14 protein-coding genes and 1 tRNA gene are annotated in these 13,419 nt (G+C 40.3%); 10 read left to right on the top strand and 5 right to left on the bottom strand.

Annotation, left to right across the window (positions count from 1 at the left end; translation table 11 throughout):
* Positions 1-17: 17 nt before the first annotated feature.
* The 9 genes from ACOQOA_RS18490 to ACOQOA_RS18450 all read left to right on the top strand — a co-directional run bounded on the left by ACOQOA_RS18490 (position 18) and on the right by ACOQOA_RS18450 (position 9,180).
* Positions 18-815 carry a hypothetical protein gene (locus ACOQOA_RS18490; RefSeq protein WP_420550069.1) on the top strand — a complete coding sequence of 266 codons (798 nt, stop codon included), beginning with the start codon at positions 18-20 and terminating at the stop codon, positions 813-815.
* A gap of 179 nt (positions 816-994) precedes the next feature.
* Complete coding sequence (gene motA / locus ACOQOA_RS18485; RefSeq protein WP_420550068.1) at positions 995-1,858, top strand: flagellar motor stator protein MotA; 864 nt, start codon at positions 995-997, stop codon at positions 1,856-1,858.
* A 56-nt stretch (positions 1,859-1,914) separates the two neighbouring features.
* Complete coding sequence (locus ACOQOA_RS18480; protein WP_420550067.1) at positions 1,915-2,850, top strand: flagellar motor protein MotB; 936 nt, start codon at positions 1,915-1,917, stop codon at positions 2,848-2,850.
* 18 nt (positions 2,851-2,868) lie between these two features.
* Positions 2,869-3,804 carry a flagellar motor protein MotB gene (locus ACOQOA_RS18475; protein ID WP_420550066.1) on the top strand — a complete coding sequence of 312 codons (936 nt, stop codon included), beginning with the start codon at positions 2,869-2,871 and terminating at the stop codon, positions 3,802-3,804.
* Positions 3,805-3,897: 93 nt separating this feature from the next.
* Positions 3,898-4,389: an RDD family protein gene (locus tag ACOQOA_RS18470; RefSeq protein ID WP_420550065.1), complete on the top strand. Its 492-nt coding sequence runs from the start codon at positions 3,898-3,900 to the stop codon at positions 4,387-4,389.
* Positions 4,390-4,457: 68 nt separating this feature from the next.
* Positions 4,458-5,174 (top strand): arginyltransferase, encoded by a 717-nt coding sequence (locus ACOQOA_RS18465; protein WP_420550064.1) that lies wholly within the window; start codon positions 4,458-4,460, stop codon positions 5,172-5,174.
* 228 nt (positions 5,175-5,402) lie between these two features.
* On the top strand, positions 5,403-6,503 hold the full coding sequence (locus ACOQOA_RS18460; RefSeq protein WP_420550063.1) for a TRAP transporter substrate-binding protein: 1,101 nt from the start codon (positions 5,403-5,405) through the stop codon (positions 6,501-6,503).
* A gap of 332 nt (positions 6,504-6,835) precedes the next feature.
* Positions 6,836-7,378 (top strand): TRAP transporter small permease subunit, encoded by a 543-nt coding sequence (locus ACOQOA_RS18455; RefSeq protein WP_420550062.1) that lies wholly within the window; start codon positions 6,836-6,838, stop codon positions 7,376-7,378.
* Between the two features lie 2 nt (positions 7,379-7,380).
* Positions 7,381-9,180 (top strand): TRAP transporter large permease, encoded by a 1,800-nt coding sequence (locus tag ACOQOA_RS18450; protein WP_420550061.1) that lies wholly within the window; start codon positions 7,381-7,383, stop codon positions 9,178-9,180.
* A gap of 184 nt (positions 9,181-9,364) precedes the next feature.
* Here the strand turns inward: ACOQOA_RS18450 and ACOQOA_RS18445 are convergent.
* The 3 genes from ACOQOA_RS18445 to ACOQOA_RS18435 all read right to left on the bottom strand — a co-directional run bounded on the left by ACOQOA_RS18445 (position 9,365) and on the right by ACOQOA_RS18435 (position 10,470).
* A tRNA-Arg gene (locus ACOQOA_RS18445) sits at positions 9,365-9,441 on the bottom strand.
* Positions 9,442-9,583: 142 nt separating this feature from the next.
* Positions 9,584-9,889, bottom strand: a complete 306-nt coding sequence (locus tag ACOQOA_RS18440) for an ETC complex I subunit (RefSeq protein ID WP_420550060.1) — start codon at positions 9,887-9,889, stop codon at positions 9,584-9,586.
* Positions 9,890-10,011: 122 nt separating this feature from the next.
* Positions 10,012-10,470: a MarR family winged helix-turn-helix transcriptional regulator gene (locus ACOQOA_RS18435; protein ID WP_420550059.1), complete on the bottom strand. Its 459-nt coding sequence runs from the start codon at positions 10,468-10,470 to the stop codon at positions 10,012-10,014.
* Positions 10,471-10,599: 129 nt separating this feature from the next.
* On the opposite strand from ACOQOA_RS18435, the gene ACOQOA_RS18430 reads away from it, so the two are divergent.
* Positions 10,600-11,382, top strand: coding sequence for a tetratricopeptide repeat protein (locus tag ACOQOA_RS18430; protein WP_420550058.1), 783 nt, complete (start codon positions 10,600-10,602; stop codon positions 11,380-11,382).
* Positions 11,383-11,464: 82 nt separating this feature from the next.
* On the opposite strand, the gene ACOQOA_RS18425 is transcribed toward ACOQOA_RS18430, so the two are convergent.
* On the bottom strand, positions 11,465-12,427 hold the full coding sequence (locus tag ACOQOA_RS18425; RefSeq protein ID WP_420550057.1) for a type II secretion system F family protein: 963 nt from the start codon (positions 12,425-12,427) through the stop codon (positions 11,465-11,467).
* Positions 12,428-12,439: 12 nt separating this feature from the next.
* The gene (locus tag ACOQOA_RS18420; protein ID WP_420550056.1) at positions 12,440-13,417 is read right to left on the bottom strand and encodes a type II secretion system F family protein; all 978 of its coding nucleotides are present in this window, start codon (positions 13,415-13,417) and stop codon (positions 12,440-12,442) included.
* Positions 13,418-13,419: the final 2 nt, after the last annotated feature.

Genomic DNA, 13,419 nt, shown 5'->3' with positions numbered 1-13,419 from the left:
TGGGATTTCTAAACTTTATGAAGACTGAATCAAAAGCGCTATCCTCTCTGGAAAAAAAAGGGATTATCCCTGGCCCAACAGCACTAACAGGTATTGTTGTAGCTATATGCGCATTCGGTATCGTGTGGTTATCTATCTTAATTATTTCCATTGATTTAGACGTATGGATAAAAACTGCGATATTCGCTGTATCTGCAATGCTTCTCTGTATCCCCTTTCAACTTCCACGCTGGTGGATAGCGATTTTTGCGATACTACCTACAGCCTATCTAATTATGGAAGGTCAATCCTTTCCGATATGGGTGTATCCAACTCTTGCTGGCGGATTATTACTTTTAAACTGGAATAGTTTTGGCGATCGCGTACCATTATATCTTAGCAATCGAAAAACAGTAGAAACACTTTCTCAATTTATTGACGACAAAATAGAAACTCAAAAATTCTATGATTTGGGATGTGGCGTGGGTAGCGCTTTAATTCCTCTGGCCAAACACCATCCAAGCAAGATTTTCATAGGTATTGAAACAGCACCTCTTACTTGGGTTATCTTATGGATTAGATGTAAGTTATCTGGTTGTAAAAATGTGCAAATTCATAGAGAATCTATATGGAATATCTCCCTAAAAGATGCGGACTTTATCTATGCTTTTCTTTCCCCACACCCAATGGATAAATTACTCCTAAAATGTAAAAAGGAGCTGCCTAAAGGGGCAATATTGATTAGCAATAGTTTTGACAGCGAGAAAATTCCTGCAGAGGAAATGATCCCAGTAGAGGATCGACGTCAAACAAAATTACTAATTTGGGAGTTCTAACATTGAACTCTCTAAAATTTGATTAAAACGCATAATTCACTCAAAATATTAGAATATTTTCAAAACAAGCGTAGACGTGCCCCTCGATTCATGGCTAAATGCGACATTAATGACTTTTTCTATCTGCATGAAATTGATATGTTAATGCAGTTTTAAACATAAGTGATGGGGTCCACCATATGTTTGTTCTTATCGGAATGATTGCCGTAGTAGCTTGTGTGATCGGTTCATATGTTGCTATGGGCGGTAAGCTAGCTGTATTGAACCAACCGTTTGAGGTTGTGATTATCTTTGGCTCAGGTATTTCTGCCTTTATTATTTCCAATCCGATGAAGATTGTAAAAGCTGGTTTTGGTCGTCTCGGGAAAACATTTAAAGGCCCTAAATATAAAGCTGCCGATTATTTGGAACTGCTTTTATGCCAATATCAAGTTTTTAAACTTATGAAGCAAAAAGGTGCACTTGCGCTTGAACCTCATGTAGAAAATCCTCATGACAGTGCCCTATTTAAGGAATTTCCAACTTTATCCCACGATCATCACGCGTTAGAATTTTTCTGCGACTACCTAAGGTTGATGACACTTGGTACAGATAATCCTCATGAATTGGAAACCTTAATGGATCTGGAATTAGAAGTTCATCACCATGAAGACCATTCCATTGGTCATGCCCTAACAAACCTAGCAGAGAGCTTCCCTGCTCTAGGTATCGTTGCGGCGGTATTAGGGGTGATTAAAACAATGGGTTCGATTTCAGAACCACCTGAAGTACTTGGTGGATTGATCGCGGGTGCGCTTGTGGGAACTTTCTTGGGGATTCTACTTTGTTATGGATGGTTTGCGCCTTTAGCCAGTAACGCCAAGCAAATGATGGAAGAAGAATCTACATATATGAATTGTTTAAAAATGGGTATGCTGGCTCACTTGCAAGGCTATGCACCGCAGGTTTCTGTTGAGTTCGCACGTAAAGCTCTGGCATCACATATGCGTCCCAGTTTCGCAGAAGTTGAAGAAGCTACAGGCACGTTGCCACCTGTGGCATAAAATTGCCCCTTAATAGGTTAAGTTTGATTATCTGAATGGTAAGTTGGAGTAAATAGATGGCGGATGCTTTTGAAGGCGATGACGGTCTCGCCCCGCTTATACTTACCAAAAAAAAGAAAATCCCCGCTGAGGGACATGGTGGTGCTTGGAAAATTGCCTATGCTGACTTTGTAACAGCGATGATGGCATTCTTTCTGTTACTTTGGCTCTTAAATGCCACTACAGAAAATCAAATGAATGGTTTATCAGAATATTTCGCACCAGCAAATATAGCAGAAAATGCGGCCGCGGTTGGTGAAGCAATGGCTGGAATGGCCGTGGCTGTCGAAGGCGCAATGCGTTCAGCAAGCTCGCGCCCCAAAATCAATGTAGCCTTACCTTCTTATGGTAAGGAAGCGGAAGGTGATTTTGAGGGGGATGAACGTGAAGATGAAGATTTATCCGAAACCGAACAAGCCGCTGCTATCCAAGAAGAACAGCGTAACGAACGCCTCAACGAGGCGATGGAACAGTTACGACAATCTGTAATGGAACAAGAACTTCTGAGGGAAATTCAAACCAGTATGATGTTTGAAATAACCAATGAAGGTTTACGCATTCAAATTCTAGATCAAGAAGATCGTCCCTTATTTGAAGAAAATACAGACGAATTAACACGCTATTCACGTCAACTACTTGCTGTCGTTGGTAGTATTATGTCTTCGTTACCTAATGAAGTAGAGATCACAGTGCATACTGAACGTAACGGTTTCATCCGTGACGATGATTATACTAATTGGGAATTATCCACAGATCGTGCCTTTGTTATTCGTGAATGGCTTGTTAATGCAGGCCTTCCTGATTCAAAAATTGTTACAGTACGCGGTAAAGGCGCCTCAGACTTGTTGGATCCTCGCTACCCTGGATCGATCCGTAATAGACGTTTGGCAATTTTGCTCACTTTCCCGGATTATGATTCGGCTATTAGCGCGCAAGTTCCAACTCTGGAATAAATGAGAAAGAGTTAGGAAATGTCAGACGAAGATCAACCCGTCATATTTAAAGTCAAGAAGATCGCTGAAGACGGTGCCCATGGTGGTGCTTGGAAAATTGCTTATGCCGATTTTGTAACAGCAATGATGGCGTTTTTCCTGTTACTCTGGCTTTTAAATGCAACAGAGGAAGAGGTATTGAAGGGAGTTTCCTCCTACTTCACTCCTACAACAAAGAAAACTGCCGATCCAAGTGGTGCTGGTGGTATGTTTGGCGGCATAACATCAGCAGAACCAGGTCCTGAGGAAGAAAAACTCCATACAGCAGCTGATATTTCTGCTCCGCGAGACCAAGGACTTCAAGATTCAGAGACTGAAGGATCAGGTACCGCAGATGAAGAATCTACAGGTTCTCAGGGCCGCTTGGATCCAATTATGGAAGACCAAAACTTTTATGGTACCAAAGAACTTATGGAAGCAGCCTTAGATAACTTACCGCCAGAATTAAAAGATCTAAAGCAATCCATAAAGATCGATGTTACGGATGAAGGTTTGCGCGTACAAATGCTTGATCAGGAAAAATTACCACTCTTTGAGCATAAATCAGCAAAACTCACAGAGCATGGGATTATGTTGTTGCGTTTCATTGCACAATACGGAGAGCGATTACCAAACCCAGTATCAGTTACTGGTCATACAGATGGTGCAGAAGAAAAAGCAGATCAATGGAAGCTATCCGTAGATCGTGCCGGTTCGGCACGCCGTCAACTTCAAAAATCAGGTATTACGCCTCGGCGTTTTCAAGCAGTTGTAGGTAAAGCATCCTACGAGCCATTGGACGCAGATAATCCAGGAGCCCCGGCAAACAGACGTGTTGTTATTGTATATATTCGTCAGGCTACTGATAAAGTTACCGGTAAACCGGAAACCGGTTCCCCTTCGCTTTTCAACCCAGATGAGGCCCCTCAACTTTAATCCCGTTTCCATCTATAATGCACAAATCCCTTGTAGAATATAGATAAGTCCTTACCTATACCTTATTGTATTTTTCAATTTAGGAAAAAATAGATGAGTAATCCAAATATAAAACCACCGATTCAACTGCGCATGAATTCAGGGCATGAAACAGTAATGGATTTTGGTGATGGACAATCAATAATTGGTAAGCGAATAGTTGCTTACATTATTGACGCGGTAATTTTGGGGATTATTGGTATTGCTTTGTTTTTCATTAACTTAGCATCATTCGGATTATTATCGCCATTAATCGCTGTTATAGTTTTGTTACTTCCCCTCCTCTATCATTCTTTCCTCATTTCATCGCCGAACCAAGCTACTTTTGGACAGCGTGCTATGGGCCTAATTCAAATTGAAGCAACAACTGGTCAAAGATTAAACTGGTTACAAGCAGTTATTCAGGTAATCCTGTTCTATATGACATTATCTATGACAGGTGGTATTCTATTAGCGTGGTGCTTATTCGATAACAAAGGCAGATGTTTACACGATATATTAAGTAACAGCCGGGTTATTCCGAGCGATTTTCTGGACAAATCATAAATTTTAAGGTGAAATAGATATATCTGGCTCACACAACCAGAATTTGTAATCATAACTGGTACTTAAGAATGTCAATTCAACGCCCTGCACCGATACAAATATTCCATCGGTCAAACAAAATGAAATGCCCGTATATTGATGGTGAAGTTGAACAACAACTTTTTACCGAAGTAAGCGGTGAATGGGCACAGTACCAATTTAATCGAATGAGCCAAGCTGGATTTCGTCGTTCTCATAATATTATTTATCGCCCGACATGTCCTAATTGCAATGCCTGTAAATCGGTACGTATCAATGTAAGTAATTTTGATTGGAAAAAAGGATGGAAACGTATCTTACGTAAAAATTCTGATCTGACATCTGAAATCAAGGGTATTACTATTACGGATGAACAATATGCTTTGTTCAAGAAATATGTTACTTCTCGACACCATGATGGTGAAATGGCGGATATGTCACGCTATGACTTTGAGAATATGATCAAGCTCAGCCCTGTAGATACCAGAATCATTGAATATCGTGATAATAACAATAACCTAAAAGCGGCTTGTCTCACCGATATTTTACCAGATGGTTGGTCGGCTGTTTATAGCTTTTTTGATTCTGATTTACGTGAGAGAAGTTTTGGTAGTTTTATAATTTTAGATATGATTCAAAAAATGGAAAATGAATGTCTTCCATATGTATATTTAGGATACTGGATCAAAAATAGTCCTAAAATGGCGTATAAAGAACGTTTCACCCCATTAGAATACTATGATAAAGGGCTTTGGAATAAATTGTAACATTTCAGTTATCCAATTTAGAAAACATCTTCATACAATTTCTTAAAAATTTCATTCAATTCCGTCATCCAATTATTGCGTAAAAAGTAATTACGCTATAACTTTACCAAGAGCTTTGAATAACAAGATAAAATTATGTTATTCAAAAATAATAAGGATGGATTGGGTAAACAGGGATTTACAGTTCATCGGATAATTTTAATTAACCTAAATTGGGAGACGGTAATAATGAAACGTCGTGATTTCCTGAAAGGTGCTTCTATTGCTGCGGGTGCTGCAGCAGCTGCAAGTACACTTTCTGCACCAGCGATTGCTTCTGGTAAACGCGAATTAAAAATGGTTACAACATGGCCAAAGGGCTTTCCTGGCCTAGGCACAGGCGCTCAACGCTTTGCAGATAAAGTAACCAAAGCTTCTGACGGTCAATTGACTGTTAAACTATATGCTGCTGGTGAGTTGGTACCACCATTCGAATCATTCGATGCTGTGTCCCAAGGTTCTGCAGATATGTATCATGGTGCTGAATATTATTGGCAAGGTAAGCATAAAGCTTATAACTTCTTCACAGCTGTCCCAATGGGTTTGACAGCCAATGAAATGGACGCATGGATCCAACATGGCGGTGGTCAAGAGTTATGGGATGAGTTGGGTGCGGAATTCAACGTTAAAGGCCTAATGTGTGGTAACACAGGTGTTCAAATGGGCGGTTGGTTCAACAAAGAAATCAACTCTCTGGAAGATTACAAAGGCTTGAAGATCCGTATGCCGGGTCTAGGTGGTGAAGTGCTTCGTCGTATCGGTGCGTCTGCAATCACATTACCTGGTGGTGAGATTTTCCCATCCCTACAATCTGGTGCAATTGATGCGACTGAGTGGGTAGGTCCATGGAATGACTTGGCATTTGGCTTCTACAAGGTAACTAAATACTACTACTGGCCAGGTTTCCATGAGCCAGGTTCAACCTTGGCTGCTGGCATCAACAAAGGCGTTTGGGATAGCCTGACACCTTCACAGCAAACATTGATCCAAGAATGTGCACGTTCTGAAAACAACGAAATGTATGCAGAATATAACGCACGTAACGCTGCTGCGTTAGATACATTGTTGAACAAGCATGGTGTTCAATTACGTCAATTCTCTGACGATGTATTGAATGCAATCGGTGGCGCATCTGGTGATGTAGTTGGTGAAGTTGGTGATGTTGATCCACTAGGAGCAAAAATTTACAATAGCTTCATTAGCTTCCGTAAGAATGTAATTCCTTACGCTAAAATTTCTGAGCGTGCTTATGCTGATGCACGTAACTTGCCATTCAAATATAGCAAGTAATCAGAATCAGTTACTGAAAAGTAATAAGAATAGCCTCGAAACTTTGATTTCGAGGCTATTTTTTTGTCAAAATACGACACAACAATACTAAAATTTCAGTTACTCATAAAAGAATAGCTTTCGCAGGCTTACAGAAAGAAAGTTTCTGTTATTCCATCATTCTTATTTCTAATACTTATTCCAAAACATCACTAAATTTGTGAATTTTCAGGATTTTCGATCATTTTTGGCTGGTATCTGCGGGTTTGACGACTATAATGCGGCTCAATATTGTAAAAAATTTAGGGGTCTGCCCTAATTTAAAAGTTTAGAACATCAAGTGGGAGGTGTCTGTGCAAGTTTTAACTTGTCTGGCCCGCTTCATTGATCGCATCAATCAGCAATTTGGTATGTCTGTATGCTGGCTGGCGTTGTTCATGGTTGTGGTACAGTTTTTGGTCGTAGTATTGCGTTACGTATTTGGCTACGGTTCCATTTTTATGCAAGAATCCATCATTTATATGCATGGTTTTTTATTTATGTTAGGTGCAGGTTATACCCTGCTTCATGGTGGACATGTTCGTGTAGATATCTTCTATCGCGGCGCTTCACCTCGTAAAAAAGCGATGGTCGATATTTTCGGCTTCTTTACATTGTTACTACCTGTATGTGTAGGCATGCTTTATTACGTTTGGCCGTATGTTGCCTCTTCTTGGCAGATATTTGAAAAATCAAAAGAAACAAGTGGTATTCCAGCTGTCTTTATTTTGAAATCCGCTATGGTTGTGATGCTGGTTTTGTTGATCTTACAAGGCATTTCAATGGCTATTCATTCTCTTCGTGTGCTGACTGGCGATGAAGAACCAACTCAAGACGAAGAACACGAAGGCATTTAATAATGGTAGAATATCTTGATCTCGGGATGTTTGCAGCAGCCTGCATCTTTTTGATGCTTGGTTTCCCTGTTGCATTCACATTATCCGGCGTCGCACTTATGTTTGCGCTGCTTGGATTTGCGTTAGGTGTGTTTGACCTTGCCTTTATTGCCAATATTCCAAGTCGTATTTTTGGTGGTGCCGTCTGGAACGAAGTACTCATTGCGGTTCCATTATTCGTCTTTATGGGCGTAATGCTTGAACGATCTAAGGTCGCAGAAGAGTTACTTGAAACCATGGGACGACTCTTTGGTTCTCTTCGTGGTGGACTAGGTATCTCCGTTTCAATCGTTGGCATGTTACTCGCCGCTTCTACAGGGATTGTAGGGGCAACTGTGGTAACAATGGGACTTATGTCCTTACCAACCATGTTACGTCGTGGTTATGATAAATCACTGGCTTGTGGCTCAATCTGTGCAGCGGGTACATTAGGACAAATTATTCCACCGTCCATCGTATTAGTGTTATTAGGTGATCAAATTTCAAACGCATATGTTGATGCTCAACGTGCTGTTGGTAACTGGTCTCCGGAACCTTTATCAGTTGGTGATTTATTCGCTGGTGCATTACTACCAGGCTTGATGTTGGTTGGTATGTATATCCTGTATCAACTGATTTACGCTGTTGTAAAACCAGAATCCTCCCCTCCTATTCCAGCGGAGGAATTTGGTGAAGATGCAGCACTTCTTCCAAAGGTAATGCATGCACTTATCCCGCCGGTTGTTCTGATCGTCGCAGTGTTGGGCTCAATTTTAGCTGGTATTGCCACACCAACCGAAGCCGCAGCTGTTGGCGCTATGGGTGCTACGCTATTGGCTGGTATCCGTGTTGAAGAATTACAGATGCCAAGAGTTCTTGAGTTGAATACACCTGATGGCCAAGCGCGCTTGTCCCGTTTATTAGGTGCGGCAATCGGGGGCTTCCTAACATTTATGTTAATTGGCTCCATATTGTTCGATATGCCCTGGGTTTTTGGTATCGTTGGTATGATTGTAACAACTGTCGCAACACATTTACATATCTTACGCGCAATTCTTAAAGCATTAGATAAAGGTTCAAACACCGCAATCTATCTGTCAGCCGCTTCTTTGGTTGTTATGCTTTTCCTATCTGCGTTTTTTGATATGCGTATTTTGCGTAATGAAATTCCGACCGGTGACATGGCAGCAATTGTTGCAGCCTTTATCTGTGGCCTTTTCCTTGTTTGGGGATTGTTGGTTTCTTTATGGCGTGTGTGGGGAGCTGGTATTCTTCGCTTGGTAAATCGCGGCACCATGGAAATATCTGCGATGGTATTCATCATCCTGATCGGTGCGGCTATGTTCAGTCTTGTATTCCGCGGTTTTGGCGGTGATGAGGCTGTGCAGGAATTTCTAACCGCTATTCCTGGTGGTGAATGGGGTATGATCATTATGGTCATGTTGGTTATGTTTGTACTTGGTTTCTTCTTGGACTTTATCGAAATCACATTCGTGGTTGTGCCAATCGTTGCTCCTATCTTGTTACAAAACGACTGGGTAAGCCCGGTATGGTTAGGAATCATGATGGCGATGAATTTGCAAACATCTTTCCTTACCCCTCCTTTCGGCTTCGCCTTATTCTATTTACGCGGTGTGGCGCCAAAAGAAGTAAAAACTACGGATATCTATAAAGGTGTATTACCTTTCGTAGTTATCCAAATCATAGCTCTGGTGATCTTGGCATTAAATCCAGGATTAGCTAACTGGCTACCAGAAGTTATTTTTGGCTCTAAGTTTGTGTAAACATTTCTTAGACTGAGAAGATTTGAAAAGCTGTATTCGTAAGAATGCAGCTTTTCTTTTGTCATTTATGAACCTGATATAGGGTTTCTTGAAACAAAACTCTTGATCAGAACATAAATAGTAGAAATAAAGAAAACTAAGCTTATCAAATCAAAAAGGCCTCTGACAGAATCAGAGGCCTTTATGGCGATCCCGGGACGACTCGAACGCCCAACCTATTGATTAGAAGTCAATTGCTCTATCCAGTTGAGCTACGGGACCATCTTCTAATCGGACCGGAACTTATCATCCACTTTCAGATATCTCAAGTCATTACAGACCACAAAAAGTAAAAATATTCCACTTCAAAGAAAAAGCCCTGATCTCAGGTATCAGGGCTCTTATCAACTCAAGTTACAACACATTAATGTGTCCAAGGAAACAATCGATCTGCTGCAAAATTATCGGCATAAGCTTTTGGCTTAATTTTTCTTACCTTCTCCTCTGAGATAGTATAAGCAAAACCACGCTTAGTAGCATATGCAATCGCCTCATCTTTGGTTTCAAATTTCAATTGTACTTGTTTATTTGTATCGGCAGACCCAACCCAACCCATCAATTGATCAGCAGCGGCGCGATCCGTTGGTTCAAATTCCAACACCCATTTTTTTAGATTATTGCGACCAGACTGCATAGCTGTTTTAGCAGGTTTAAAGATACGTACTTCCATAACAAAGCCTTATTTCTATTGAATGCCTATACAAATCATATTGCTTGGCTAACTTAATCCTGATGACAATAGGAGTTAAACTTTATCTTCTATTTCGTCAAGAGTTAAGCATATTTAATCAATTAGAAACGGCGATAGCCATACTGAACTTGTTCAGACCATCCACGTTCGATTATCTTCAATTTGGAACATAGATCAGCCATTTCACCTTCGGTCATGAAGTTGTCATTCGCTTCATCATCATTCTGTCCAACAGTCACTGCTTGCTCAACCAAGGGCAAAATATCTTTCCCTTGATCTGTAACCTTGACACGCACAGACCTTTTATCATGTTCATCACGTTGCTGTTCTAAATATCCGTAATCTACAAGTTTACGAATACTGTAATTCACGTTCTGCCCCAAGTAATATCCACGTTCGATTAAATCACGAACAAGAACTTCGCCTTCACCAATATTTGTTAATACCAAGGCTTGGACAGCATTTATATCGCGTATGCCATTATTTTGTAACTCAAGTCGAACGAGATCCAAAAAGCGGCGGTGGAGGCGTTCTACGAGTGTAATTAATTCATTTGTCACGGGCTGGGTCCCTTTCTTATTTGTATTTTCTATTCCTTTAGCTACTATTTAAAAATGAAATTAAGAAAATCACTAAGTCAGGTTTTATTCTTAACAGAGCTAACTCCATAAGAGAGTGATGGTTATCACATGTATCGCATTTTATATAAAAACCTGCCTATTAATTTGGTATTTTCAGTATTAATCCTTTCATCTTGCGCACAATCCCCCGCATTTGACAAAGATGTCAGTCTAGAAAGTCTCGGCGATAAAGCATATGAGCGGCAAGATTATGAAACCGCCGAAACCTATTTTAAGCAAGCATTACAAAGCGATCCTACTATTTCAGCATATGAAGGATTGGCACAAACCTATGAAGCACAAAACAGTTGGAATAAAGCAATTGAAATCTGGGCAGCTATTTCTAAAGTAGATGGCCTTACTATTGAGCAATCTGATCATTTTAAACTGAAAGCAGCTAAAAACTATGCGCGTCTTGGAAATTCATTAGATGCGCGGAATTACCTCAATAAAATCAAAACAAATTCACTGTTAGAAACACGTGAGGGAAGATTAGTAGATGGATTAACGTCAGTTTTGGAAGGGCAAGAAACAAAGGCAATTAATATATTTCAAAAAATCTTGATGCAAACGCCGAGCGATCATTCAATAAAAATTAACTTAGCTTTAACGTATTTAGTATTTAATAAACCAGATATCGCCATCACTCTATTTAGTGAAATGCCAAATAATCAGGTTGCAAAGCTCAATAAATCTATTGCATTGGTTTTAAATGGACAAGACGAAGAGGCTTTAAAGATAGCGACAGCATTACAAGGCGAAAATGGAGCGAATAAAACAATCAGATATGCACAAGACCTAAAAGATATGCCTCCAAAATCACGTGCAAGACATCTTTTTGGTGTAAAATAAAGTGAAGGGAGGAACCGCCAAATTCCCCCCTTCTTTTCCCAGTGATCGGACCCAGCGAGACCACCTGTGGAAACTAATTACTCTATAAATTACTGATCGAATCTAACCCCTGCATAATTGCAGGACCTAACAGGACAATAAATAGTGAAGGCATAATAAAAACAATCATAGGTACAGTCAATATAGCTGGAAGCTTAGCTGCCTTTTCTTCCGCTTTCATCATCCTTTCCGAACGATATTCCTCCCCAAGAATAACAAGGCTTTGAGCCAAAGGCGTACCGTAGCGCTCCGCTTGCAATAAGGTATTTACAACTGATTTTATTTGCGGCATGTCAGTTCTGGCTGCGAGATTCTCTAAAGCCTTACGCCTCTCTGGTAAGATTCCCAGTTCCGTAGCAGTTAATGCCAGCTCATCTGATAGTTCTGGAGATGCAAGTGCCATTTCGGCAGCAACACGTTTTAAAGTTGCCTCAAGACTCAAACCAGCCTCCGCACAAATTACCATCAGGTCCAAACTGTCAGGTAATGACAACTCCAATGCTAAACGGCGCTTAGTCACTTTGTTTTTCACCATCAGTTCAGGAAGATAATATCCAACAAAAACACCTGCTAAAACAATCAATAGCTGCATACTTGTGGTTTGGTTTTCTCCGTCCTTTAACCAGAGTATAACTAACGCAACGCCTCCTCCCACAAAGGGCATACATAACTTCACGAAAAGAAAGTTCATCAGCATTTCTTTGCCACGCCAGCCCGCTTGGGCCAATCTAGCTTCCATTCGTTCCGCTTGCGCCGATTTCATCAAATTTAGTTTCGTTACAACTTTTTTAACAATATTTTCGCGTTTATTTTGTAATAAACGCTCTCTTTTTTCCGGCTTTATATACCCTCTACGCATAGCGTTTTCACGTAGACGCAATTCTTTCGCTTTTCTTGCAAGTGGCGATTTAAATTCAACGGAAACGCGCCAAATAGATATTACGGCAATAAATGCAGACGAAGCAGCCATAACTGGGATGACATCAGATATATCTAAGCCGAACATATTTTCCTCCATCTACATTCTAAATTTAATCATTTTGCGCATAATCATCACTCCAATGAAAATCAATCCACCACCCACAGCTAGCATGACATGGCCACGTGGATCTTCAAATAACTGGAAGATATAATCAGGGGATAATACGCTTAGAATTGCAAATAACACGAATGGTAAACTGCCCAAAATCATTGCGCTTGCTTTAGCTTCGGATGACAATGCTTTAACCTTCAAAACCATCTGCTTTCGACTGCGTAAAATATTTGATAGATTGTTTAGTGTATCAGCTAAATTCCCCCCTGTATCCTTTTGAATAGAAAGAGTAATTACGAAAAACTTCACATCTGCAGATGGTAATCTATCTACCATATTCCAGAGAGCTTTTTCCATGTCAGTACCAAATTGAACGCTCTCCATAACTGCTTTAAATTCTGCACCGATAGGACCATCAAATTCGCGGGCAACAGAAAGCATACTTTCTGAAACTGGCAGACCACTTCTTAAGCCACGCACCATTAAGTCAATTGCGTCAGGAAAATCACGCAAAAATAACGAAAGGCGCCTTTCCGCGATACTTCTGATCACCATTAATGGTCCCATTATCCCAACAGCACTACCAAATAATAGAGATATCAAGATGCCCAGCTTAAAGAATAAAGCAACAAATAGGGTGATAATACAACTAACAACAGCCATAATTGCAGTAAACTGCCCGATAGAAATGTTCTTGCCTGTTTTCAAAAGCAATTTTTCTAAAACTTCGCGTTTTGGTGCATATTTATTCAAGGTAGCAAAAATACCTGATGTATCTTTATCTTGTTTTCGAACGGTGTCATGTTTCTCAGATACACGTGTTTTCGAATAACGTAATTTCACTAAGGACTCTAGACGATCTTGACGAATTTTTTGACGATCAGAGGTGCCAAATACCATTAACACAATCAGCAAAATTGTGAGAGACATACCACCAACAATGATAATTGTATTCAGATCCATAA

Source organism: Curvivirga sp., from assembly GCF_965219885.1.
Taxonomy (GTDB): Bacteria; Pseudomonadota; Alphaproteobacteria; order UBA8366; family Aestuariispiraceae; genus Curvivirga.
This window is presented reverse-complemented; position numbering and strand designations above follow the sequence as displayed.

Excerpts from the sequence above, each read along its gene's own strand:
- motA (WP_420550068.1), top strand. The coding sequence starts at position 995 with ATGTTTGTTCTTATCGGAATGATTGCCGTAGTAGCTTGTGTGATCGGT.
- ACOQOA_RS18425 (WP_420550057.1), bottom strand. The coding sequence starts at position 12,427 with ATGTTCGGCTTAGATATATCTGATGTCATCCCAGTTATGGCTGCTTCG.
- ACOQOA_RS18470 (WP_420550065.1), top strand. The coding sequence starts at position 3,898 with ATGAGTAATCCAAATATAAAACCACCGATTCAACTGCGCATGAATTCA.
- ACOQOA_RS18420 (WP_420550056.1), bottom strand. The coding sequence starts at position 13,417 with ATGGATCTGAATACAATTATCATTGTTGGTGGTATGTCTCTCACAATT.
- ACOQOA_RS18475 (WP_420550066.1), top strand. The coding sequence starts at position 2,869 with ATGTCAGACGAAGATCAACCCGTCATATTTAAAGTCAAGAAGATCGCT.
- ACOQOA_RS18490 (WP_420550069.1), top strand. The coding sequence starts at position 18 with ATGAAGACTGAATCAAAAGCGCTATCCTCTCTGGAAAAAAAAGGGATT.
- ACOQOA_RS18460 (WP_420550063.1), top strand. The coding sequence starts at position 5,403 with ATGAAACGTCGTGATTTCCTGAAAGGTGCTTCTATTGCTGCGGGTGCT.
- ACOQOA_RS18480 (WP_420550067.1), top strand. The coding sequence starts at position 1,915 with ATGGCGGATGCTTTTGAAGGCGATGACGGTCTCGCCCCGCTTATACTT.
- ACOQOA_RS18440 (WP_420550060.1), bottom strand. The coding sequence starts at position 9,889 with ATGGAAGTACGTATCTTTAAACCTGCTAAAACAGCTATGCAGTCTGGT.
- ACOQOA_RS18430 (WP_420550058.1), top strand. The coding sequence starts at position 10,600 with ATGTATCGCATTTTATATAAAAACCTGCCTATTAATTTGGTATTTTCA.
- ACOQOA_RS18465 (WP_420550064.1), top strand. The coding sequence starts at position 4,458 with ATGTCAATTCAACGCCCTGCACCGATACAAATATTCCATCGGTCAAAC.
- ACOQOA_RS18450 (WP_420550061.1), top strand. The coding sequence starts at position 7,381 with ATGGTAGAATATCTTGATCTCGGGATGTTTGCAGCAGCCTGCATCTTT.